Raw genomic sequence first — 23,431 nt, forward strand, 5'->3', positions numbered from 1 at the left:
GGGAATGGATTCGATTTAAACCGCGTTGGGGCTAGGGAGTAGACTTTCGGGCCTGTAGTCAAGGTGAAATGGGGAGCACAATGCGAGTATTGGTTGCCATGTCCGGCGGCGTGGACTCATCGGTTGCCGCCGCCCGTGCAGTAGAAGCCGGCCACGAGGTAATTGGCGTTCACCTCGCGCTGCACAAAGACGCGCAGCAGACCAGGGAGAAGGCCCGCGGTTGCTGCTCGTTGGAGGATTCGGCCGACGCCCGCCGCATCTGCGATAAGCTGGGCATTCCCTTTTATGTGTGGGACTTTTCGGAGGAATTCAAAGAAGAGGTCATTACGGAATTCGTGGATTCCTACGCCCGCGGCGAGACCCCCAATCCCTGCCTGCGCTGCAACGAGAAGATTAAGTTCCGAGCGCTGCTGCAAAAGGGCATGGCGCTTGGCTTCGATGCGGTTGCGACGGGCCACTATGCCACCATCGACGAAGACGGCTATATGCGCCGCTCCTTGGACGAAAATAAGGATCAATCTTATGTGCTCGGCGTGATTTCGGCTGAGGAGTTGGAGCACTGCTTTTTCCCCATTGGCGATACTCCTAAGCCGCAAATCCGCGAAGAGGCTGCTGCGCACGGATTTTCCACCGCGAAGAAGCCGGATTCCTATGACATTTGCTTCATTCCCGACGGCAATACGCAGGCGTTTCTGGGCGCCCGTATTGGATTGCGCCCCGGCATGATCGTGGATCAAGAGGGCACGGAGCTCAAGGAGCACGATGGCGCGTGGAATTACACCATCGGCCAACGCAAGGGCCTGGACATCAAGGCGCCGGCTGCCGACGGCCGCCCCCGCTACGTCACCGATATTGATGCTGCTACCGGCACGGTTACCGTCGGCGCCCGCGAGGACTTGGCCGTAACCTCGATTCAGGCCGATCGCCTGAAGTACCTCCACCCGGGCATGGATGGGGATTTCGAGTGCGAGGTTCAGGTGCGCGCACATGGCTCCGTGGTGCCATGTACCGCCCACGTTGACCGCGAGGCGGACGAGATGCGCCTCGAACTCAAGGAGCCGCTATCTGGTGTCGCCCGCGGCCAAGCGGCGGTGCTGTACTTGCCTTCGCCGGATGAGCTGGGAGACATCGTCATCGGCTCCGGCACCATCTGTGGAACTAATTAAGCACGCAGTTGGCAATGAGCTGATCTAGCGCTCGGACATCGATATTGGGGCCAATGTTGATTTTGAATTCGCCAGCCCTAGTCCACAGCTGCAGCTCAGCATTGAAGTCAAGGAGCTTTCCCGCGTTTTCCGTGGACCACATGTTGATGGAGGAATAGGGCAGGGAGTACATTTCTACCTTTTTGCCTGTAAGGCCTTGAGCGTCGCGGATGATGAGGCGCCTATTGGTAAATACGGCGGCATCGCGGACTGTCTTGAAAGCGCAGACGGGATATTCCTGTTTGGCCAAAACAGTGGAAATGTCCTGGGGAATTTCGCACTCGTTGTAGAAGGTCCAGCCGGAGTATTTTTCCACGCCCATAGTAAGGTTCCTTTCGAAGTGATACGTCGCGTATCGGATGGATAATTTTGAGAAATAATACTAGCGCCGAGGTGAATATGGACGCTTTTGGCTTAGGCCCTATGCCGGGATACTCCATGAGTGAGGCGGCAGACATCGTGATGGGTGAGACGGGTGGTCTCCCGCACCTTCCGCAGTTGCCGGACCGCGGGATTTATGCTGGGGCCATTGGGCGCACGGCGGGCTTGTTGGAAGCAGTCTCCATTGACCGCGGACCGCGCTCATGGGTGCTCAGTGATCGGCCGCAGCTCATCTCGCATCGGATTGTTGACCAGATGAGCCGGGATGTGGACGAGATTCAGGAGGTGTGGGGTGAGTCAGTTCCCCGTATCAAGGTCCAAGCGGTAGGCCCGTGGAGTTTGGCGGCCGCTGTGGAGCTAGGAAACGGGCACCGCGCGATTACTGATGCGGGTGCGTTCCGGGATCTGCGTGGTGCTCTGTTGGCCGGAATTAAGGAACACAAGGCGCAGGTGGCACAGCGTTTTGGGACAGAGGTTCTTGTGCAGCTGGACGAGCCCCTGCTTGCCGACGTCCTTTCAGGCACCCTTCCAGGCACCACCGACTTTGATACGATCAGGGCTTTTCCCGCGGACCAGGTCAATGCGACACTGGCGGAGTTTGGCGCGGACTACCTTCGGCTTCGCGAGCCATTATGGGAAGTGGCGGCGAAGACGGTGCTGCTCGATTTTGCTGGTCTAGCCTCGCCCGAGCATCTCGATGGCTTGGGGCAGTGGATTGATGGCGGCGCTCGCGTCGGATTGGGCGTGGCAGGGCAAGATGCTCGCACGGAGGCTATTTCTATTGCACAGCACTTCGACCGCATGGGGCTGTCGCGGGAGCGAATTCCAGAACAGGTTGATATCTTCCCGTGGCCGGTGGAAAAGGCCGTGGACAGCTATTCTTTTGCCGCTGAGGTGGCGGGCATCCTCATTCGCGACGCCGGCGATCTTTAATCGACGCGCCCGCGGCTATCCGTGGTGGTGAAGTATTCGCCCATATAGGGAATAACGTAGCGCAGCTTGCCGTGTGCGGTGGGTTCGATGAGGTCGGCGTCGATAAGCCGCTGGCGGGTGGCCGACAAGGAGCGTACGGTGCGGTCCATGTGGCCCGCGATGTCTGCGATGGTGGCGATGCCATCGACTTCGACTGCGGCCATCGCTTCTAGGAACTCCCGCTGCGCCGGCGGCAGGGCTAGCGTCGCAGGCTGGTGCACCTGCGCGCCCATGATCGATATTGCATCTGGGGCGATAGAGGCGATTGTCTGCTGGGAAATGCCGCCTTCTTGGTTGCGGCGACTGCGCTCCCATGCCAGTGAGCCGACCAATTGCACGAGGTAGGGGTAGCCGCGGGTGAGCGCGGCGGCGTCGGCAATCGCTTCGTGGCTAAACTCCAGCCCCGACCCCGAGGCCGTGTGCTCTAGGGCCTGCTCCGCATTGGCCGGCGACAAGGGGCCGAGCACGAATTTCTGGGCCCGGCGCAGGAAGGTTACCCCGGGCAAGTCCAGCAAGTGGTTGACCCCCTGCGGCAGGCCAGCGGCCACCAAGGCGATATCGATTTCATCGCGCACCAAGTCTTGGTAGGCCACGGCGATGGTGGTGAGGTCTTCGACGTCGGCGTCTTGAACCTCGTCGATGGTGAGGAGGACGCCGGTGCCTTTCAGCTCGGAGGAAAGCTCGCGTAGGCGAGTATTCAACGTGGGGGTGAAGGGGTCTTCCTTCTGGTGGTCGAAGCCAATCGATCCTACGCCGCCGATGCCGATGCGGCTGACCTTCTTCTTATCGCTGGGCGAAAGCCGCTCGAGAAGCCTCGGAATCGTGGTGTTGACCAGTTCCTCCACCATGGTGGAGCGCCCGGAGGCGCGTAGCGTTACCCAACCGCGCGCTTCAGCAATATCTTCCAACTCGTTGATAAGGACCGTTTTGCCGATGCCCCTAGCGCCGCTTAGGACCATGGAACGGGAGGCATTGCCTGCTGAACCATCGAGGGCAGTGCGGAAACTATCGAGCACGACGCCGCGGCCGACCCAGAACAGGGGAGGGGCGCCGAATGTCGGGCGGAATGGGTTGTCCATGCGGCTAGTGTAACCCGTTTTGTCGGAGATTTGGGAGACTTTCGGCTCGAAGTGGAGATTTGGGAGACTTTATAGGTTTCTTACTGTGGAGAGAGTCTAGGCGCCAAGCGATGGCACCGATATGAAGAGAGCCAGCGGCTACGAATGCGTACCACCATCCAAAATCTACTGCTCTGTACCACGGCATTGCAATGCCGACAAGCGTAATGATGGTGATCGTGAAGATTGCGTCTATAACCAGCATAGGGGAAGAAACTGGCTTCTTTAGGGTCTTCCATGCGGACCAGAGCTCGAACACAGTGATAGCGGCAGGGATTAATGTGAAGAGCATTGTGGTTTCCTAAATCCTCTCGAAAAGCGCTTCTGTGAGGTCTTCAGTTCCCGCTGGCGAGTCATTATTTGCGAAGGCAGCGCGATTTTCCTTCGGGTCAACGATGAGCATTGTGGAATAGCCAGAGGCACCGCCGTTGTGCCAGAAACTCTTGCCGTCATCATTCTTCTGCCATCCATAGCTAGTGTCACCATGTTCCATAAACCATGCAGCGAAAGCTGCCATGTCATGGGCGGTCGACCGAACGGCTCCGGCTGCGGCAGGGCATCCTTCCATCTCCCAAGGCTCAGCTTCTCGGCCTGCGGCCGTGAGCCCACGAGGGGCATCGTCAGGGACGGAACCTGGTGTCATAAGGTAGGTTTCCTTCATTCCGGCGAGTTTAAGGATTCTCTCGTGGAGCAATTGTTCGTATGGTGTATCGGCAGCGGTTTCTAAGGCGTGGCCGAGCAGTGCGTAGCCCAAATTGGAATAGGATTCTGTGCCACGATCTGCAAGCTTCGATTCGGTTGCTGAATCTACGATATCTTCTGTGGATACACCTGCGTACGGGTTTGAACCGGTGATGCTAGAGACAGCAGAAGAGAAAGTCATGGCTTTTGCCTGTCTGGGCAAACCCGAGGTGTGATCGAGTAGCTCACGAACTGTTACGTCGGAGACTGGTGAGTCACCGACCTCGAGGACTTCACCCATCGTGGTGTCGAGGCGAATTTTTCCCTCTTCTACTAGTTGGTGGGCAATTTCTCCGGTGAACATCTTGGTTACAGAACCGATCTCTACTTCGGTGTGTTCATTGGCGCCGAGTCCGGCGAAGGTGGCCTTTCCCTGATCAAGTGTGAAGGCTGTGAGGTTGTTGAAACCAGCTTCCGGGTGTTCCCGTAGGTGTCTAGAGAGTTCCGGATCTCCGGTTGCGGTATCGGCCATCGAGATTCGCTGGGGTCCAACGATGAGTAAGAAGGTGGCCGATACCACGGCTACGACGGCGGCGAGGACTAATTTGCGCATTAGTGAGCCTCGCTTGCGGTAATGATGGTCAGGAGAGGAACCACTCGGGCGGCTCGAATTGCGTATTTTCCGCTTGCCTTGGTAGTCCAGCCTGCGCTCGTGAGGGCGCTGAGGTGATGATAGGCCGTGCCGGTAGAGGTGACGATTTCTTCTTCGACAAGTTCTGTGGCGCTGGCCGGTGCGGTAAGGAGTCGGCGCAGGATGTCGCCACGAATCGGGTGGGCCAGAGCGGCAAGGCGGTCGAGGTTCTCGGACCAGTCGCCATGTGTCACTGCTTCTGTAGGTCGCTGCCATTGGTAGATATAGGAACTCTCACCGATAGTGAGGTTGCCACCAAAGATTACGGACCCCTTGGGAAGCTCTTCAGAAGGCTCGAGGGCATCCGCAAGCCACATGGTGGACTCGTCGGCGGAGGCTTCTATCGGGGTTGGTGTGGCGTGTTCGAGCTTAGCGACGCGCTCCTCGAGGGCTAAAACTCGGGATTCTATAGATTCCATAGTTCTAGAATTCCAAAACCCTAGAACTTTAGCAAAGCGTTTAAGAAATCAGCGGCCACGCCGTCGAGACATCCGAGGCATCGCGGCCCTTTCCCTCTAGGTACTTCTTAAATGCAGTCCGATCCTCGTACCACTTGACTGCCTGGAACTCCATGAGTTCGTTTTCCTCCATCTGCGCCAGGTTGGGGTAGTGCTGGCGAACCTGCTTCCACGCCACGCGGGCGGCCGCCAGGGCATCGGCAGTAGCTTCGTGGGCGTTGCCCAACTCGACGCCGTAGTGTTCGCACACTGCGCCGAGGGTGCGTTTTCCTTTTCGCCACTTATCGCTGACGCGGTCGATCACATAGGGGTCATAGACCGGGCCGGTTACCGTAAAATCTCCGGTCAGGCTGCGCAATACGGTGAGATCAAATGCTGCGTTGTAGACGATCAGCGTCAGGCCATCCTCCCATGCAGCCTTGATTGCCTCGACCGTCTCTTTGAGCACAACTTCGTGGGGGCGGCCCTCTGCGCGGGCCTTTTCCGTGGTGATTCCATGGACATTGGTCGCTTCCTGTGGAATTTCGATCCCGGGATCGGCTAGGTGCTCAATTTTTTGCACATCGCGGCCGTCAATGCGGACTAGGGCAGAGGTAACAATGCGGGCTTGTTTAGGGTTGGCCGAGGTGGTCTCAAGGTCGAAGGCGAGCATGCGGGAGGCGTCGAAATTCATGATTCGTACCTTAGTAGCTAGCCCCGACACGAGGGATAGCTACACTTGTGCAGCGTGACTAATCCAGTTGATCTGCACCGTGAATGGAACGACCTCGCGCAGGAAGTGCGCCGCCACCGCAATCTGTACTACAACGGTGAGCCGGCTATTCCCGACGCCGACTTTGATGCACTTTTTCAGCGCCTTCTTGCGCTAGAAGAAGAGCACCCAGAGCTTGCCGTGCCTGATTCGCCCACCCAGCAGGTAGGCGCCGCTCCGAGCGGCGGCGAAGATATTGAGCACCTTGAACGCATGATGAGCTTGGACAATGTTTTTAGCGATGGCGAGATGCAGGATTGGTTGGATAGAACTCCGGCACAAACTTATCTCACTGAGCTGAAGATTGATGGTTTGTCTATCGATTTGGTTTATCGTGATGGGCGCCTGACCACCGCTGCGACTCGTGGCGACGGCACGGTGGGCGAGGAGATCACTGCCAATGCACGCGTAATCGAGGATATTCCGCACGAGCTGACGGGGACTGATGAATACCCAGTTCCGGAGCTTATCGAGATCCGTGGCGAGGTATACATGCGCCCCGAGGACTTCGAGGAGATCAATGAGGAACGCGCGGCTGATGGCAAGGATAAATTTGCTAATCCGCGCAATGCCGCGGCCGGTGGACTTCGCATGAAGGATCCCACCGAGGTGAAAAAACGCCGCCTGAAAATGGTGTGCCACGGCTTGGGTGCGCGCGAGGGATTCTCGCCCAGCTCACAGCACGATGCCTATAAGGCGATTGCGGCTTGGGGGCTACCCGTTTCCCCGTATACCAAGCAGGTGCACTCAGCCAAAGAGGTTCAGGAAGAGGTGGCGCATTGGGCAGAACACCGCCACGACGCCATCTTTGAAATGGATGGACTCGTGGTCAAGGTGGATGATTTGGCTTCGCAGCGCGCACTTGGTTCGACTTCCCGCGCGCCGCGCTGGGCCATTGCCTATAAGTATCCGCCGGAGGAAGTAACCACAAAGCTCAAAGGCATCGAGGTGGGGGTGGGCCGTACTGGGCGAGTAACGCCTTTTGCCATCATGGAGCCGGTCTTTGTCTCCGGTTCCACGGTGTCTATGGCAACCCTGCACAACCAATCCGAGGTCAAGCGTAAGGGCGTGCTCATCGGGGATACCGTCATTATCCGCAAGGCGGGCGAAATTATTCCGGAGGTTCTTGGGCCGGTGCGCGAGCAGCGCGATGGTAGCGAGTATGAGTGGACCTTCCCTGAGAACTGTCCTGCGTGCGGCACGAAATTGGCCCCACAGAAGGACGGCGACGCCGATTGGCGTTGCCCCAATACACAGTCCTGTCCGGCGCAGCTCTCGGCACGCCTGGAGTATCTGGCTTCCCGCAAGGCGTTGGATATTGAGGCTTTAGGCGAGAAGGGTGCGATGGATCTGATCGACAACGGCATTCTCGTTGATGAGTCGGAGCTTTTTGAGCTCACCGCGGAAAAGCTATTGGCCTCAGATGTCTATACCGCAAAGAAGGACACCAAAGACAAGCGTTCTAAGAAGGAGGGCAACGTCAAGGTCAATACGGCAGGCCAGAACTTGCTAAACAACCTGGAGGAGGTAAAGGTACGCGACTTCTGGCGCGTCTTGGTCTCGCTGTCCATACGTCACGTGGGCCCGATTGCGGCTCGGGCGCTTGCTTCCCGCTATGGATCCATGGACAAGCTGCGCGCTGCGAAGACGGAGGAGCTTGCAGAGGTCGATGGCGTCGGCATGACCATCGCGCAATCCTTCCACGATTGGTTCGAGGTGGATTGGCACCGCACGATTGTGGACAAATGGGCTGCTGCGGGCGTGGCCATGGAGGTAGCGGCCGAGGATCACAAGGAGCAGACCCTCGAGGGTTTGACCATTGTGGTTACCGGCAGCTTGGAGAACTTCACCAGGGATTCTGCGAAAGAAGCTATTGTCTCTCGCGGCGGCAAGGCCACCGGTTCGGTGTCGAAGAAAACCTCGTACCTAGTTGCCGGCGAAAAGGCTGGCTCGAAGGAGGATAAGGCTCGCGATCTGGACATCCCAATTCTCAACGAGGCGCAATTCCAGCAACTGCTCGAAACCGGCGAAGTCTAATTCGCTTCAGTTACTTCAGGAAGCTGCCCAAGATAGTGCCGATGTGGCCCAAGTGCTCGACCTCGGAGGCGAGGTAGTCAGGGCCGCCGGTTCGCCCCATGGCGATGACCAATCCGGTATCGCCGAGTGGGGCGGCGGCGAGTGCGGAGTCAAGCAGGGACCAGCTTTCTGGCACCCACGCGTCGCGCTCGGGGTGGAGGACACGGGCGCTTTCGACCTCAATGTCGTGAGGAACGGTGCCGTCATCTTCTGGGGCGGCGTTGGAGGAGGCCAGGCGGCGGATAGGCTCGTTATTATCAATGACGATGCACCAGGTGGAGGTGAGTGCCTTCGGGATGGCCGCGACGACCTCTTCCATGGCCGCAGTGACATTGGTGGCATTAGCTACACGCGCGAGAAGCTCAATCTGGCCGCGGCGGTCCACTCGGCCGCTAAACGGGCGGATGGAGTCAATTTCCACGCCGTCGACGGAGGAGGCGGCGGTGATGAGGACATCGGCCATGGCGCCTTGGGGCAGCTCGATGACAATGTCATCCATAACGGTGCCGTCGGGGAAGTTTTCTACGATATCGACCGATTGGATATTGCCGTCGACGAGTCCAAAGGCGTCGGCAAGCTGGCCCAGGCTGCCAGGGGCATCGGGGAGCAGTACACGGATCAAAAAGGACAAGGTCTCGCACGCTTTCGGTAGTTTGTAGTCCCAGACATGATACGTGCGTCACAATGCAGGCTTCAAGCAACGCAAATTTGGGGTGACGCGGCAGCCGTCGCGGTAGGTGCAGTACCATGGGTCGTTAGCAATTCACATAGTACATGCATCGTGTGAATTTTTTGCACCCGCATGTCGATTATGCAGATAAAGGATGGAGTTCGCGTGTCTGAGATTTCGCGTGATGAGGTAGCCCACCTCGCCAAGCTTTCCCGCCTGGCCCTCAGCGAGGAAGAGCTAGCCCAGTTTGCAACGCAGATTGATGAAATTGTTGATTCCGTTTCCGCGGTAGGAAACGTGGATACCGAGGGTGTGGAGCCGATGAGTCACCCGCACTCCGTGGACGCCCCGATGCGCGAGGACGTTATTGTGCGCACCCTTACTGCAGAACAGGCTTTGGATCAGGCGCCGGCCGTAGAGGATGAGCGCTTCGTCGTGCCACAGATTTTGGGAGGAGAATAAATGTCTAACCTGACCGTTCCTGCGGAGGGCTTGACCTCCCTGACCGCCGCCGAGTTGGCGGAAAAGATTCACTCCCGCGAAATTACCTCCCGCGAGGTTACTCAGGCCTTCCTGGATCGCATTGCAGAGACCAATGAGGAGCTTAATTCCTTCCTGCACGTGGGGGCGGAAGAAGCCCTCGCGGCTGCCGACGCCGTGGATAAGGCCCTCGATGCCGGCGAAGAGCCGGCTTCTGGTCTGGCAGGTGTGCCCCTGGCGCTGAAGGATTTGCTCGTTACCACCGATGCGCCGACCACCGCAGCGTCCAAGATGCTGGAAGGCTACGTTTCTCCCTACGACGCTACCGTGACCAAGCGTCTGCGCGAGGCCGGAATTCCCATCTTGGGCAAGACCAACCTGGACGAGTTTGCCATGGGTTCTTCTAATGAGAACTCTGCCTTTGGTCCGGCTCATAACCCTTATGACACCGAGCGCACCCCGGGCGGCTCGGGCGGCGGTACCGCAGCTGCACTCGCTTCCGGCCAAGCGCCACTCGGCATTGGTACCGATACCGGTGGCTCCATCCGCCAGCCAGCCGCGCTGACCAATACTGTCGGTGTTAAGCCAACCTACGGTACCGTGTCCCGCTATGGCCTTATTGCTGCCGCATCTTCCCTGGATCAGGCCGGCCCGTGTGGCCGTACCGTCCTCGACACCGCGCTCCTGCACGAGGTCATTGCTGGCCACGATGCCTTCGATGCGACCTCCGTGGATAAGCCGGTAGCACCGGTTGTCGCCGCCGCACGCGAAGGTGCCAAGGGTGACCTTTCTGGTGTCAAGGTCGGTCTTATTAAGCAGTTTGAGCGCGATGGCTGGCAGGAAGGCGTGATGGAGAACTACCACGCCGCCGTTGAGCAGTTGCGCGAGCAGGGTGCGGAGATCATCGAGGTAGATTGTCCACACTTCGATGACGCCTTGGCAGCGTACTACCTGATTATGCCGTGCGAGGTCTCGTCCAACCTGGCACGTTTCGATGGTATGCGCTATGGCCTGCGCGCGGGCGATGATGGCTCCCACTCCGCCGAGCAGGTCATGTCCCAGTCTCGTGCGGAGGGCTTTGGCCCTGAGGTCAAGCGCCGCATCATGCTGGGTACTTATGCGCTGTCCGTGGGCTACTACGATGCCTACTATCTACAGGCGCAGCGCGTGCGTACCCTCATTGCGCAGGACTTCGCTCGTGCCTTCGAGCAGGTTGACGTGCTCGTTTCCCCGACCACCCCGACCACCGCATTCAAGCTGGGGGAGAAGGCCGAGGAACCGATGGCAATGTATAACTTCGATCTGTGCACCTTGCCGCTAAATCTAGCCGGCCTGTGTGGCATGTCTGTGCCCTCCGGTTTGGCAAGCGATACCAATTTGCCCACCGGCCTGCAGATCATGGCGCCAGCCTTCGAAGATGACCGTCTGTACAAGGTGGGCGCTGCCTATGAAGCTGGCCGCAATAAATAAGCGACTTCCTGTGGGGTCGCTGGCGATTCCATAAAGGTTTCTTTACCCCCGTTGAATTTATATTCGGCGGGGGTAAATTATTGGGCATGCATTTCAAGAAGACCGCACTATTTTCGTTGTCCGCCGCTGCACTGATGGGCGCGGGTATTGCCAACGCCGCGCAGGTGCCCTCCGTTGATCCCGGGTTCAGCATGACCGCGCCGACTCAGTCTGACCTGATTTCTCCGCTGCCGAAGGGCGCGGAGAAGCTGGAGCCCCAGATCGAGGGCCAGACCATCACTGGAACTCTCCACTCCGTTAAGGAAGAAGGCAAGCTTAGTGTTGAGTTTGCCAAGGACCACTCCTTGGTGATGAATGATGGCTGCAATACCTACACCTCTACCTACGAGGTGGCTAAGGATGGCACCATCAGCGTGGGCGAGTTCAACTCCACCCGTGCGGCTTGCGATGAGCACACCCAGCAGCTTTCCGACGCCCTGCTGGGCCTCTTTGAGTCCAAGCCTTCTTTCTTCAACCTCCCCGGCGGCACCGTAGCCTTGGGCAGCAAGGAAGCTGCGGCCGAGTTTACTGTTGACAAGTAAAAACTCGTAGCACACTAAAACTTAAAATGCGCACCATGTCTTCGGCCATGGTGCGCATTTTTGTGTGGGGGACTATTTGGCGTCGGAAAGCGCATAAGCCGCGCCCGCCGAAGCCGCGGTCACGCTAAGGACGGCTGGCCAAGCGCCAATCTTCTTAGCCAACGGGTGGGAGGCGCCGAATGCACCTAGGTAGAGTGCGCACAGGCCGGCAGTGGTAGCCGGGGTGGTTTTCTTGGCCCAAGAGCGACCCGCCCAGACACCGGCAGCGGCGAGGATTACGCCGCCCAGCGGGCGAATGCCGGTCTCGCGGGCGGTGACCCAGCCACCGATAAGGCCGAGGGTAACAGTGGTGGCGGTAGAAACGTCTTGGGGCTTTTTAATATCGATCATGGACATGTGACCAGTCTAGGTCGACATTTCTCGGCCCGCTAGACTCTAAGGCCATGACTGTGGAGACGCATCTGCCGCCCGAGCGCCAAGCATGGCGCGCCATGTTTGCATTGTCCCTCGGATTCTTTGTGTCCCTGCTGGACCAATCCATGGTGGCGGTGGCGCTGCCTGATCTGCAACGTGAGCTGAACGCAGGGGTAAACCACACCATGTGGGTATCCGCGGCCTATTTATTGGCTGTGGTGGTGCCGCTGCTCTTTGCCGGCCGCTTGGGTGATGTTTTAGGTCAGCGCCGGATGTTCTGTTTGGGCGTGGGCATTTTCGGGCTGGGTGCGGTGGCGTGTGCCGTGGCACCCACTGTGGAAGTACTCATTGCGGCGCGTGCCGTGCAAGGCATGGGTGCGTCCCTCCAGATGCCACAGACCATGTCCGTTATCAATCGCATCTTCGCGCGTGAGCGGCGTGGGCGCGCACTGGGCGTATGGGGCGTGATCGGCTCTGTAGCGGCACTTGCCGGTCCACTCGCCGGCGGGTTCCTTGTGGGGCACTTTGGGTGGCAGGCCGCCTTTTGGGCACACGTTCCCTTCGTGGTGCTAGCCATTGTCTTCGCGCTGCTGTGGGTGCCTGAGCTACCCGCGACCGCGCAGTCTATCGATGCGCCCTCGGCCATCGTTTCGCTCATCGCCTTGGCGGCAATCGTCTTTGGTATTCAGCAGGGCCCGGTGCTTGGCTGGGGTTGGACCATCTGGTTGATCCTGCTCGCTGGAGTTGCCGCTAGCGTCTGGTTTATTCGATTGCAGGCAACCGCCCAGGCCCGCGGGTCGAGTCCGCTGGTGCCGCTGGCGTTATTTAGTGACTGCAATTACCTGGCGGGCTCGGTAGGCATCATCGCAATGGGGTTTATGGCTGCTGCGGTGATGCTTCCCATCATGCTGTGGCTGCAGACCATGCAGGGAGTGCCTGCGGGCGAAGCCGGCATCATCGTGGCTCCTATGGCGCTGGTGTCTCTCCTGATATCTCCGCTGGCTGGAATCATGGCGGATCACGTCAATCCACGGATTCTTGGGGTAATGGGATTTTCTATCCTTATATTCTCGCTCCTTGCGGCATGGTGGGTCATGCAGGTTGACGCCCTTCCGTGGGTACTCGGGCTGCCTATTGCTGGCCTAGGTGTGGGGCAGTCGTTCATTTGGGGTTCCAACGCAGCCACCACCTTGCGCGATATCTCACCGGAACTTATGGGCGCTGCCTCCGGTGTGTACAACACCTCCCGCCAGGTGGGATCCGTGGTGGGAGTTGCCCTGGTATCCGCAGTTATGCAAACGGGTAGCCCAGAGGCGGCAATTATTAATTCGCTGCTTGTTATCGTGGCTGCGCTGGTGGTGGGCCTGGTTTCTGCCCTAGGTTTTAGGGACACTCTGCAGGCCTAAAAATCGCGCGCTAGATTGGTAGGCATGCGTCTAGGTGTTTTAACGTCCGGCGGCGATTGCCCCGGCCTCAATGCTGTAATCCGTGCGGTAGTGCGTACCGCGTCCAATGAATTTGGAGATACCGTTGTAGGTTATGAAGACGGCTGGGTGGGCCTGATGGAAGACCGCCGCCGCGATCTTTATGACGATGCGGAAATCGACCGTATTCTGTTGCGCGGCGGCACCATCCTGGGCACCGGCCGCCTGCATCCGGATAAGTTCAAGGCCGGCCTTGACCAGATTAAGTCCAACATGACGGATGCCGGGGTAGATGCTCTAGTCGCCATCGGTGGTGAAGGTACCCTCAAGGGTGCAAAGTGGCTTTCTGATAACGGCGTGCCGGTAGTGGGCGTGCCGAAGACCATTGATAATGACGTCAATGCCACTGACTACACCTTTGGTTTCGATACCGCGGTTTCTGTGGCCACCGATGCTATCGACCGTCTGCACACCACCGCGGAGTCCCATAATCGCATCCTGATCGTGGAGGTTATGGGCCGCCACGTGGGATGGATTGCCCTGCATGCGGGCATGGCCGGCGGTGCGCACTACACCGTGGTACCGGAAGAGCCTTTCGATATCGCGGAGATTACGAAGGCGATGGAACGCCGCTTCCAGATGGGTGAGAAGTACGGCATTATCTGCGTGGCAGAAGGCGCCCTCCCAAAGGAAGGGACGATGGACTTCGAGGCCGGCGGCGTCGATCAGTTCGGTCACCAGACCTTTAACGGCATCGGCCAGGTAATCGGCGATGAAATCAAGGCACGCACCGGGTATGACGTGCGCACGACCGTGCTGGGGCATATCCAGCGCGGCGGCACGCCGACGGCCTATGACCGCGTCCTTGCAACTCGTTACGGTGTACATGCAGCCCGTGCTATTCACGAGGGCAAATCCGGCATGTGTGTTGCCCTGCATGGTGAAAATATTGACCTAGTTCCACTCGAAGATGCTGTGGGCCAATTGAAGACGGTACCGGAATCGCGTTACCGCAACGCCCAGGCGCTCTTTGGCTAGGGGCATTCTGCATTCCGAATATTAAGATAGCGCTCCCACTGGGTGGGAGCGTATTCTTTTGTCCATGAGTATCGATAGCATGACAGATAATCGGGTAGAGACGCCCGCTGCGCCCTCCGCAGCACAAGACCGTCAAGCGCTCATTGCAGCGCTAGGCTTTCCCGTGCTCGTGATTATCGGTGGCGTGGTGGGATACCTCGCGCCAGAAACCGCAGCTTCCTTCGCTCCGCAGGTCACCCCGCTGCTGGGGATTGTCATGTTCGGTATGGGCCTAACCCTCAAGCCGGTGGATTTTGCTTTGGTGGCACGCCGTCCGCTGCCCGTTTTCATTGGAGTGGTAGCGCAGTTCGTTATTATGCCGCTGGTGGCGCTGCTGGTAGTCGCGGTGATGGATCTTCCCGATGCTGTAGCTGCCGGCGTTATCCTTGTAGGATGCGCGCCCGGCGGTACGAGTTCCAATGTGGTGTCTTATCTTGCGCGCGGTGATGTGGCTCTGTCGGTGATCATGACGTCTATTTCCACCCTGTTGGCGCCGGTTCTTACCCCTTTGTTGACCTTGTGGTTGGCGGGGGAGTATATGCCAGTCTCCGCTTCAGCCATGGCGGGGTCCATTGTCAAGGTAGTTCTCATTCCCGTCGTTGCCGGCATCCTTATCGGCATGCTGGTTCCGCGCCTGGTGGCAAAGATTAACGTGGCATTGCCGTGGATCTCGGTTGCGGCTATTTCGGCCATTGTGTGCATCGTGGTCGGCGGCGCGCACGACACCATCGCTACGGCGGGTGCGCTGGTCTTTGCGGCCGTAGTTGCCCATAATGCCTGTGGCTATCTGCTGGGCTACATTGCAGGAGCGGTCACCAAGCAGCCGATCGCCGCGCGGCGCACCATGGCCGTCGAGGTGGGCATGCAAAACTCCGGCTTGGCCACCTCCCTGGCATCGACCTATATGAACCCATTGGCCGCCCTGCCAGGTGCTGTCTTTTCGGTGTGGCACAACCTCTCTGGTGCGGTGCTTGCAGCCATCTGCCGCTATTCGGATTCCCGGAAGTAGGGGCGGAAGAACTGCTAAAAATTAATCGTGACCGCAGGGTAGGACTCGTCTACATACCAGGGCTCTTTTTGCACGCTGAGTGGGGGCTGGCCTTGCTCGAAAGATAGGGTGTCGCCGTCTTTGACGGTGGCGCCTTGCAGAATATGGTCTGCGATATTGGCCAGCTTGTAATAGAGATCGGTGGGATCCATGGTTTCGGTGGCTGCCTGGACTTCCGGGTGTCCGGTTTGGACCAGCCCAACGGTATAACCCAAGATTTTGTTTTCTTTTTGGGTAAGCCACACCGGAGCGATGTGCATTGGTGCAAGGTTATCCCGAACGGCCTCGAGGAAAGTATTCGGCGCGATAGAAACGTTGCCGCGCGGGTTATGGACTATCAGGCAGTCGGGGTGCTCGGCTACCACCGCAGTGGCCTTGGAGAGTAGCTCAAGGTGATCGCGGCGGGCCTCGCGGAATTGCTTCGCGCGATCATTTTCGGTCTCACGGGGAAGGACGGATACGAGGATTTGTGCGGTGGCGGAATCGAGGCCGCGGGCATCCGCGCTCAAAATGGGGTGGAGGCCATAGCTATCGCGGGTGGGTGGGGTATCGACGGCTTGGTAGTGCAATAAGAAGGAATTATCAAGCTCGGCCATGATGCTTCCCGGGTTCTTACCCGGTGTGATTTCTCCCAGGCGATCGCCAAAAGTGGTGGTCAGGCGCTCGCTTACCTCCTCAGGGGTAGGGGCAGTGCGGAAGACTGCGATGTTGATCAATGGGGCATCGATAAGCGCGGCATCAACGCTATGTGGTGTAGCCATAATATTCAGCTTAGGGGCGTGAGCGCGCGGGCGCATGGACGTATTAAGATGGCACGCATGACTGCTGCGATGTATGACCTGATGGACTTCGATGAGGTCCTAGAAAAGTTCGAACCGGTAATGGGCATGGAAGTCCACGTAGAGCTGGATACGGAAACCAAGATGTTTTCTACCTCTCCTACGAATTTCAACGCAGCGCCTAATTCCAACGTTGACCCGGTATCCCTGGGCCTTCCCGGTGCGCTGCCGGTAGTTAACTCCAAGGGCGTGGAGGGTGCCATCAAGATTGGGCTTGCGCTTAATTGCTCCATTGCGGAGTCCTCACGCTTTGCCCGCAAAAATTACTTTTACCCGGACCAGCCGAAGAACTACCAGATTTCCCAGTACGACGAGCCGATTGCCTATGACGGCTACCTGGACGTTGTGCTGGAGGACGGCACCGAGTGGCGCGTAGAAATCGAGCGTGCCCACATGGAGGAAGACACCGGCAAGTTGACCCACCTCGGCGGTGCGGACGGTCGTATTCACGGCGCCACGGCGTCCCTGGTGGATTGTAACCGTGCGGGTATTCCTCTCATTGAGATTGTTACCAAGCCGATCATTGGCGCCGGTGAGCGCGCGCCTGAGGTGGCTAAGGCCTACGTTTCCGCGCTGCGCGAGCTCGTTGCAGCCTTGGGCGTTTCCGACGCCCGCATGGACCAAGGCTCCATGCGTGTGGACTCCAACCTGTCCCTGCGCCCGGTGGGCCAGGAAGAGTTTGGTACCCGTACCGAAACCAAGAACATTAACTCCCTGCGTTCCGTGGAGCAGGCGGTTCGCTTCGAGATGCAGCGCCAGGCGCAGGTGCTCGAAGATGGCGGCACCATTGACCAGGAAACCCGCCACTATCAAGAGACCGATGGCACCACCTCCAAGGGTCGTCCGAAGGAAACCGCGGAAGACTACCGTTACTTCAATGATCCGGATCTGCCGCCGGTCATCGCCCCGCGCGAGTGGGTAGAAGAGTTGCGCCAGACCCTTCCGGAGCTGCCATGGGTTCGCCGTGCGCGCATCCAGGAAGAGTGGGGCATCAAGGATGAGGAGATGCGCGACCTGGTTAATGCCGGTGCCCTCGACCTCATCGTGGATACCGTCGAGGCCGGTGCGAAGCCAGACGAGGCACGCTCCTGGTGGGTTTCCTACCTAGCCGGCAAGGCCAACGAGCAGGATACCGATCTTGCTGGCTTATCCATTACCCCGCAGCACGTGGCGCGCGTTATCGCGCTCGTCAACGAAGGCAAGCTGACCACCAAGCTCGCGCGTAAGGCCGTCGATGGTGTGTTGGCGGGCGAGGGTGACGTCGACGAAGTCGTCGAAAAGCGTGGTTTGGAGGTCGTGCGCGATGACGGCGCCATCGAGAAGGCTGTAGATGACGCGCTGGCCGCCAACCCGGACATTGTGGAAAAGTACCGTGCCGGCAATAAGAAGGTCACCGGTGCCATCGTGGGGGCGGTCATGAAGGCCACCCAGGGCAAGGCCGATCCGGGCCAGGTCAATAAGCTCATCGCAGAGAAGTTGAACTAAGCCCCCCAAAGAATCAGCCGCGTTTTCCCTCCTCAACGAGAGGGGCGTGGCTGTTTTTAGTTTTCCTCCCCTGCCGGAAGTGGTGATTATTTTCGTTAGGCGAGGTCAGTGGGATTACACGTAGGGTCGTGGGCATGACAATTAAGAGCAAAGTATTGCAAAAGGAAAGCCCTGAAGCACCATTCAAGGTCGTAGAAATCGAGCGCCGCGATCCGCGCGAAGACGATGTGGTCATTGATATCAAGGCTGCAGGTATCTGCCACTCCGATATTCACACGATCCGCAACGAGTGGGGCCAGGCCCACTTCCCCCTGACGGTGGGCCATGAGATCGCCGGAGTTGTGGAAGCTGTGGGCGATAAGGTCACCAAGTTCAAAGTGGGCGACCGCGTGGGCGTGGGCTGCCTGGTGTACTCCTGTGGCGAGTGTGAACAGTGCCGCAACGGCCAGGAGCAGAACTGCCTGAATGGCAATGTGGGCACCTATAACTCCGAAGACGTAGACGGCACCATTACCCAAGGCGGCTATGCCCAGAAGGTAGTAGTCAACGAAGGCTTCGTGTGCACCATTCCAGAGGGTATTGACTTTGACGTCGCAGCCCCGCTGCTGTGCGCCGGAATCACCACCTATTCGCCGCTGGCTCGCTGGCAGGTTAAAGAAGGCGACAAGGTTGCCGTAGTAGGCCTGGGCGGCTTGGGCCACATGGGCGTGCAGATCGCTGCGGCAAAGAGCGCGGAAGTAACCGTGATTTCCCGCTCCCTGCGCAAGGAAAAGGAAGCCTATGAGCTGGGTGCAAAGCATATTCTGGCCACCGGTGAAGAGGAAGACTTCTTTGCCAACCACCGCGGCGAATTCGACGTCATCTTGTCCACGATATCTGCCCGGTACTCCCTCGATGACTATCTGCAGCTACTGAAGCCGCGCGGCATCATGTCCGTTGTCGGACTTCCGCCGGAGGAGCTGGGGATCCATATGAGCAGCCTCGTCGGCGGCGGCAAGGTGCTTACGGGTAATAATATCGGCGGCATTGCAGAGACTCAGGAGATGCTGGACTTCTGTGCCGAGCACGGTATCGGCGCGGTTATTGAAAAGATCGGCGTCAACGATGTTGATGACGCCTATGAGCGCGTGGTGCAAGGCGATGTAAAGTTCCGCTTCGTGATTGATACCGCGACCTTCGACGACTAAAGCGTTAGGTTGATTTCGATGCATCCCCAAATGTGATTTATCACAACATCGGTATGTGCCAGTAGGTGTTTAACGGGTCACTTACGTACCATTCCTTAAGGAACGCATATCGGTGTTGTGTTGCCCACGTGCTGGGGGAGTGGGGGACAAGGGGCTGCGCGCACTAGTATGCGAGAGATATTCGCTACAAAAGTTAGGCAACTGTGTCTTCTAAAAACATTATCGCCATCGCTATGTCCTTCGTGGGCTTGCTGGTCGGCGCCGGCTTTGCCACAGGCCAAGAGGTGGTGCAGTACTTCACCGCCTTTGGTTCCTGGGGTATTCCCGGCATCATTATCGCCGCACTCGTCATGACCCTTGCCGGTACCGTGTTCTTGCAGCTGGGCAGCTACTTCCACGCTTCTGAGCACAACACCGTATTCCGCAATGTCACTCACCCGATCGTCTCCAAGTTGCTGGACGTCGCGGTCATCATCACCCTCTTCGCTATTGGCTTTGTGATGTTGGCCGGCGCGGGTTCCAATATGGAGCAGCAGTTTGGCTGGAAGACTTGGATCGGCTCCACGCTCATGCTGGTCTTGGTGCTTATCGTGGGCATGCTCGACGTGGACAAGGTATCCAAGGTTATCGGTGCTGTAACACCGACCATCATCATTGCGGTCATTGGTGTAGCCATCTACACCGGACTCAATATGCCGGATGACATCGGCGCCGCTATGGACGCCTCCAGCCAGATCGACACCCCGATTGGTAACTGGCTCATTTCCGCACTCAACTACAACGGCCTTGCCCTGATGCTCGCTGTGTCCATGTCCCTGGTTATCGGTGGCGATAATATTAGCCCGCGCGAAGCCGGTTGGGGCGGCGTTGTAGGCGGCGTCATCTACTCCATCATGATGGGCCTTGCCGGATTCTCCTTGCTAATGAACTCGGACCAGGCGCAAGGCTCCGATATTCCGATGCTGTCTTTGGTAGATAGCGTTAACCCGACCCTCGGCTCCATCATGGCGGTCATCATTTATTTGATGATCTTCAATACCGCCATCGGCATGTTCTACGCGCTGGGCAAGCGCCTATCTGCCGGCCATGAGAAGCGCTTCCCGGTTATCTTCGTTATCGGCTGCTTGGCCGGTTTCGCTGTTTCCTTCGCCGGCTTTAAGACCCTGATGAACTACATCTACCCAATCATTGGTTACATGGGAATCCTCATGGTCGCCATCTTGGTTTTTGCTTGGTTCCGCAGCCAGTCGCAGATCCAGGATGAGGCCGTGCGCCGCGAGCGCGTACGTTCACTTATGCACCTGAAGCTGAACCCCAACAAGGATTATGACGCTGAACGTTATGATGACGAGATTGGCCAGCACATCGAGGACTCCAATATGGATAACGAGGCCCTCTATGATGAGCTGGTGGATGAGGTCACCGAGGAGCTTGACGGCGACGATGACGTGGACTTTGACAAAAAGGAGTACGCAGAAAAGCGCCACGACTACTCCTATTACACCGAACGCGACGCGGTAGAAACCGACCGTACGCCGGAAGAAATTGAAAAGTGGGTCGAAGAAACCGGCGCATCCGGCGACCCGGAAGAAGATGAGGATCTGCCACAGGCTGACAATTCCAAGAATTAAGCGGACAATGGGTGCCATGAGCATCTATGCACCCGCATCTGACCGTTATGATTCGATGGAGTACCGCCGAGTAGGCAACTCTGGGCTGAAGCTGCCGGCCATTTCCCTTGGCCTATGGCAGAACTTCGGCGACGATCGTCCCCTGGCCACGCAGCGCGAAATCCTGCGCGCGGCGTATGACCGGGGGATTACTCATTTCGATTTGGCCAATAACTACGGCCCTGAACCAGGTGCCGCGGAGGACAACTTCGGCCGCATCTTCGCCCGCGATTTCCGCCCCTTCCGCGATGAAATGATTATTTCTTCCAAGGCGGGTTGGGTAATGAATGATTCGCCCTACGGTTTCGGCGGCTCTCGCAAGTACCTGGTGAGCTCCTTGGACGCTTCCTTGAAGCGCATGGGCTTGGACTACGTGGACATCTTCTACCATCACCGTCCGGACCCGGACACTCCGCTGGAAGAGACCCTGTACGCACTGCGGGATATCGTGGCCTCCGGCAAGGCTCTCTATGTGGGCATTTCCTCTTATGGTCCGGAGCTTACCGCGGAGGCCGTGGAGTTTATGGAAGATGAAGGCTGCCCGTTGCTGATTCATCAGCCCAGTTATTCCATTCTGAACCGCTGGATTGAGCGCCCGGGCGAGGATAGCGAGTCGCTGCTTGATGTCACAGCGCGCAGCGGCTTGGGTGTCATCGGCTTTGGTCCACTAGCGCAGGGCATGCTGACAGATCGCTATATCGACGGCATCCCCGCAGATTCGCGCGCGGCGAAGAATGAGACCCTGGAAAAGGACTGGCTCAATGAGGAAAACCTTTCCATGATCCGCTCGCTCAACGATATTGCAAGCAAGCGCGGCCAGTCGCTGGCCCAGATGGCCATCTCGTGGGTGCTGCGTGATCAGGGGGATCGCACGCTTACCTCGGCGCTGCTGGGTGCTTCTTCGGTGGAGCAGCTCGAGCACAACTTGGGCGCGCTGGACCAGCTTGACTTCAGCGCAGACGAGCTGGCTGCGATTGACGACGCCGCGCATGACGCCGGCATCAACCGCTGGGCGGGCGCCACTGCGTCGCGCGTTCGCGGCAACTAGGCGGGCTGGATCCCGGCCCTAGAGCAGGAGTAACTTGAGCGTTAGGCCAATCATGATGACGCCGATGCCGAAGTTGATCCAGCGCCACACCGTGGGGCGGGACAACACGTGGGAAAAACGCGCGGCACCGAAGCCGATAAACGGAAACCAAGAGAAGCTGGCACAGATTGCACCCACGGCGAAAAGCCAGCGCCCTGACTCACCGTATTGGTTGGCAATGCTGCCGAGCATGACCACCACGTCCACGTAGGCGCCTGGGTTAAGCCACGTTAAGGCCAGGGCGGTCAATAGCGGCTTAACCCAGGAAGGGGAGCGCTTGATCTCGACGCGAGTTGCGGTCTTGGTCGTGCTGCGTGTCTGAGAGCCATCGAAGGAAGCGATTTCCTGCGGTACTTTCGGCTGTGTGGATTCCACCTCGATGGCTTCGCCTTTGGTCTGGAGCGCATCGCGGAAGCAAGTAAAGGTGAAATACGCCAGGTAAGCGGCGCCAACATATTTCAGAACCTGCAGGGCGTTGGGGAATTTTTCTACCAAGTAGCCCACACCTGCTGTGCCGGAGGTAATCAGGATGACGTCGGAAAGCGCGCAGACGGCGATAATGAGACCAATATGATCGCGGCGGATGCCGAATTTGAGCAGCATGGCATTTTGCGGGCCGACGGCCACGATGAGCGATAATCCTAGAAAGAAACCAGCAAGCACGATGGACATGCCTTCCAGTGTGAATTCCCGGCCTGAATTAGTCCAGTTAATGAATCTACAGTTGGTTTAGAATAGCTTCATGAACCCGGTGCACTTAGAAACATTGCTCGCCATCGTGGACGAAGGCAGCTTCGATGTCGCCGCTGCTGTACTCGGCATATCGCCGTCTGCGGTAAGCCAGCGAATCAAAGCCTTGGAGTCGAGCACGGGACGAGTACTCCTTCGCCGTGCCACCCCAGTAACCGCTACGGAAGCAGGGGAGATCCTTGTGCAGTCCGCACGCCGCATGGCGTTGGTGCAGGCGGAAACGGATGCACGCCTAGGCCACCGCTTGGCTCGGGTCCCGCTCTCTGTCGCGGTGAACTCGGATTCTCTAGCGACATGGTTTCGTAGGGTGCTTAGCGATACCGCGCGGCGGGGTGATGTCGCCCTGCGGATCCGGATTGAGGATGAGGCCCGCACCTTAGCCATGCTGCGGCGGGGCGATGTGCTTGGCGCGGTAACGAGGGAAGCCACGCCGGTCTCGGGCTGCGAGTCTAGCTTTTTGGGTACGATGCGGTACTTCCCAGTCGCGGCACCACATATTGCAGAAAGCTTTCATAGCGGCCACTTGACCTGGGAAACTATGCCCCTTGTAGGCTATGGGCCCAACGATCAAGTACTGGATGATGCGATGCGCGAGCGCTTCATTGATTCGGCCGTGGTGCGTGCCCGGGTTTCGCAGATTCCTTCCTCCGAGGGCTATCTGGAGGCCGTTCGAGTCGGCCTGGGATGGGGATTGCTGCCCCAAGCCCAAGCTATGCCATTATTGGCAGCTAAGGAGCTAGTGCTTCTCGACGACTCCCCGCTCGATATCGACCTTTACTGGCAGCGTTGGCGCTTGGAGTCAGAGGTTTTGGGTGAACTTACGCGTTCGGTAATCGAGGCCGCAAGCGACTTGGAAGCCCTCTAGCCAGTTTGCTGCAACGGCGCGCCGTGGCGGGTACCACAAAAGTGCAGGCAC

23 protein-coding genes are annotated in these 23,431 nt (G+C 58.3%); 14 read left to right on the forward strand and 9 right to left on the reverse strand.

Annotated features, from left to right (window positions below):
• Positions 1 to 80: 80 nt before the first annotated feature.
• Positions 81 to 1,166, forward strand: a complete 1,086-nt coding sequence (mnmA, locus tag RAE04_RS04220; RefSeq protein WP_284836527.1) for a tRNA 2-thiouridine(34) synthase MnmA — start codon at positions 81 to 83, stop codon at positions 1,164 to 1,166.
• Here mnmA and RAE04_RS04225 read toward each other — a convergent pair.
• On the reverse strand, positions 1,159 to 1,527 hold the full coding sequence (locus RAE04_RS04225; protein WP_284786685.1) for a PH domain-containing protein: 369 nt from the start codon (positions 1,525 to 1,527) through the stop codon (positions 1,159 to 1,161). The genes mnmA and RAE04_RS04225 overlap by 8 nt on opposite strands.
• 77 nt (positions 1,528 to 1,604) lie before the next feature.
• Between RAE04_RS04225 and RAE04_RS04230 the strand changes: the two genes are divergently transcribed.
• Positions 1,605 to 2,519, forward strand: a complete 915-nt coding sequence (locus RAE04_RS04230) for a methionine synthase (RefSeq protein WP_317026531.1) — start codon at positions 1,605 to 1,607, stop codon at positions 2,517 to 2,519.
• Here the strand turns inward: RAE04_RS04230 and RAE04_RS04235 are convergent.
• From RAE04_RS04235 to RAE04_RS04250, 4 genes are all read right to left on the reverse strand, one after another.
• Positions 2,516 to 3,637 (reverse strand): AAA family ATPase, encoded by a 1,122-nt coding sequence (locus tag RAE04_RS04235; protein ID WP_317026532.1) that lies wholly within the window; start codon positions 3,635 to 3,637, stop codon positions 2,516 to 2,518. The two genes, RAE04_RS04230 and RAE04_RS04235, sit on opposite strands and share 4 nt — an antisense overlap.
• A gap of 340 nt (positions 3,638 to 3,977) precedes the next feature.
• On the reverse strand, positions 3,978 to 4,970 hold the full coding sequence (locus RAE04_RS04240) for a serine hydrolase domain-containing protein (RefSeq protein ID WP_317026533.1): 993 nt from the start codon (positions 4,968 to 4,970) through the stop codon (positions 3,978 to 3,980).
• Positions 4,970 to 5,467 (reverse strand): winged helix-turn-helix domain-containing protein, encoded by a 498-nt coding sequence (locus RAE04_RS04245; protein WP_317026534.1) that lies wholly within the window; start codon positions 5,465 to 5,467, stop codon positions 4,970 to 4,972. Before RAE04_RS04245 ends, RAE04_RS04240 begins: the two co-directional genes overlap by 1 nt.
• A 40-nt stretch (positions 5,468 to 5,507) precedes the next feature.
• The gene (locus RAE04_RS04250) at positions 5,508 to 6,179 is read right to left on the reverse strand and encodes a 3'-5' exonuclease (RefSeq protein WP_317026535.1); all 672 of its coding nucleotides are present in this window, start codon (positions 6,177 to 6,179) and stop codon (positions 5,508 to 5,510) included.
• 45 nt (positions 6,180 to 6,224) lie between these two features.
• Here RAE04_RS04250 and ligA point away from each other — a divergent pair, with 45 nt between their 5' ends.
• Positions 6,225 to 8,294: an NAD-dependent DNA ligase LigA gene (gene ligA, locus RAE04_RS04255; RefSeq protein WP_408933116.1), complete on the forward strand. Its 2,070-nt coding sequence runs from the start codon at positions 6,225 to 6,227 to the stop codon at positions 8,292 to 8,294.
• Between the two features lie 10 nt (positions 8,295 to 8,304).
• Here the strand turns inward: ligA and RAE04_RS04260 are convergent, their stop codons facing one another.
• Positions 8,305 to 8,964, reverse strand: coding sequence for an amino acid-binding ACT domain protein (locus RAE04_RS04260; RefSeq protein WP_284786698.1), 660 nt, complete (start codon positions 8,962 to 8,964; stop codon positions 8,305 to 8,307).
• Between the two features lie 180 nt (positions 8,965 to 9,144).
• Here RAE04_RS04260 and gatC point away from each other — a divergent pair, with 180 nt between their 5' ends.
• From gatC to RAE04_RS04275, 3 genes are all read left to right on the forward strand, one after another.
• Positions 9,145 to 9,465, forward strand: a complete 321-nt coding sequence (gatC, locus tag RAE04_RS04265) for an Asp-tRNA(Asn)/Glu-tRNA(Gln) amidotransferase subunit GatC (RefSeq protein WP_218840749.1) — start codon at positions 9,145 to 9,147, stop codon at positions 9,463 to 9,465.
• Complete coding sequence (gatA, locus tag RAE04_RS04270) at positions 9,466 to 10,953, forward strand: Asp-tRNA(Asn)/Glu-tRNA(Gln) amidotransferase subunit GatA (RefSeq protein WP_317026537.1); 1,488 nt, start codon at positions 9,466 to 9,468, stop codon at positions 10,951 to 10,953.
• Between the two features lie 86 nt (positions 10,954 to 11,039).
• Positions 11,040 to 11,534 (forward strand): META domain-containing protein, encoded by a 495-nt coding sequence (locus tag RAE04_RS04275; protein WP_317026538.1) that lies wholly within the window; start codon positions 11,040 to 11,042, stop codon positions 11,532 to 11,534.
• 72 nt (positions 11,535 to 11,606) lie between these two features.
• Here the strand turns inward: RAE04_RS04275 and RAE04_RS04280 are convergent, their stop codons facing one another.
• Positions 11,607 to 11,930: a hypothetical protein gene (locus RAE04_RS04280; protein ID WP_269953400.1), complete on the reverse strand. Its 324-nt coding sequence runs from the start codon at positions 11,928 to 11,930 to the stop codon at positions 11,607 to 11,609.
• Positions 11,931 to 11,977: 47 nt separating this feature from the next.
• On the opposite strand from RAE04_RS04280, the gene RAE04_RS04285 reads away from it, so the two are divergent.
• The 3 genes from RAE04_RS04285 to RAE04_RS04295 all read left to right on the forward strand — a co-directional run bounded on the left by RAE04_RS04285 (position 11,978) and on the right by RAE04_RS04295 (position 15,458).
• Positions 11,978 to 13,354, forward strand: a complete 1,377-nt coding sequence (locus RAE04_RS04285) for an MFS transporter (RefSeq protein WP_317026539.1) — start codon at positions 11,978 to 11,980, stop codon at positions 13,352 to 13,354.
• A gap of 24 nt (positions 13,355 to 13,378) precedes the next feature.
• Positions 13,379 to 14,410, forward strand: coding sequence for an ATP-dependent 6-phosphofructokinase (locus RAE04_RS04290; RefSeq protein WP_317026540.1), 1,032 nt, complete (start codon positions 13,379 to 13,381; stop codon positions 14,408 to 14,410).
• Between the two features lie 64 nt (positions 14,411 to 14,474).
• Positions 14,475 to 15,458, forward strand: a complete 984-nt coding sequence (locus RAE04_RS04295; protein ID WP_317026541.1) for a bile acid:sodium symporter family protein — start codon at positions 14,475 to 14,477, stop codon at positions 15,456 to 15,458.
• Between the two features lie 14 nt (positions 15,459 to 15,472).
• Here RAE04_RS04295 and RAE04_RS04300 read toward each other — a convergent pair whose 3' ends face one another.
• Positions 15,473 to 16,258, reverse strand: a complete 786-nt coding sequence (locus RAE04_RS04300; protein ID WP_317026542.1) for a DUF4261 domain-containing protein — start codon at positions 16,256 to 16,258, stop codon at positions 15,473 to 15,475.
• Positions 16,259 to 16,315: 57 nt separating this feature from the next.
• Between RAE04_RS04300 and gatB the strand changes: the two genes are divergently transcribed.
• From gatB to RAE04_RS04320, 4 genes are all read left to right on the forward strand, one after another.
• On the forward strand, positions 16,316 to 17,821 hold the full coding sequence (gene gatB, locus RAE04_RS04305) for an Asp-tRNA(Asn)/Glu-tRNA(Gln) amidotransferase subunit GatB (RefSeq protein WP_317026543.1): 1,506 nt from the start codon (positions 16,316 to 16,318) through the stop codon (positions 17,819 to 17,821).
• Positions 17,822 to 17,955: 134 nt separating this feature from the next.
• The gene (locus tag RAE04_RS04310) at positions 17,956 to 19,008 is read left to right on the forward strand and encodes an NAD(P)-dependent alcohol dehydrogenase (RefSeq protein ID WP_317026544.1); all 1,053 of its coding nucleotides are present in this window, start codon (positions 17,956 to 17,958) and stop codon (positions 19,006 to 19,008) included.
• A gap of 203 nt (positions 19,009 to 19,211) precedes the next feature.
• Positions 19,212 to 20,639, forward strand: coding sequence for a hypothetical protein (locus tag RAE04_RS04315; protein ID WP_317026545.1), 1,428 nt, complete (start codon positions 19,212 to 19,214; stop codon positions 20,637 to 20,639).
• A 16-nt stretch (positions 20,640 to 20,655) separates the two neighbouring features.
• Complete coding sequence (locus RAE04_RS04320) at positions 20,656 to 21,726, forward strand: aldo/keto reductase (RefSeq protein WP_317026546.1); 1,071 nt, start codon at positions 20,656 to 20,658, stop codon at positions 21,724 to 21,726.
• Positions 21,727 to 21,744: 18 nt separating this feature from the next.
• Here the strand turns inward: RAE04_RS04320 and RAE04_RS04325 are convergent, their stop codons facing one another.
• Positions 21,745 to 22,437, reverse strand: coding sequence for a LysE/ArgO family amino acid transporter (locus RAE04_RS04325; RefSeq protein ID WP_317026547.1), 693 nt, complete (start codon positions 22,435 to 22,437; stop codon positions 21,745 to 21,747).
• A 70-nt stretch (positions 22,438 to 22,507) separates the two neighbouring features.
• On the opposite strand from RAE04_RS04325, the gene RAE04_RS04330 reads away from it, so the two are divergent.
• Entirely contained in the window at positions 22,508 to 23,380 is an 873-nt protein-coding gene (locus RAE04_RS04330; protein ID WP_317026548.1) for a LysR family transcriptional regulator ArgP, read from the forward strand.
• Positions 23,381 to 23,431: the final 51 nt, after the last annotated feature.

The organism is Corynebacterium sp. CTNIH16 (genome assembly GCF_032821655.1).
Classification (GTDB): Bacteria; Actinomycetota; Actinomycetes; order Mycobacteriales; family Mycobacteriaceae; genus Corynebacterium; species Corynebacterium marquesiae.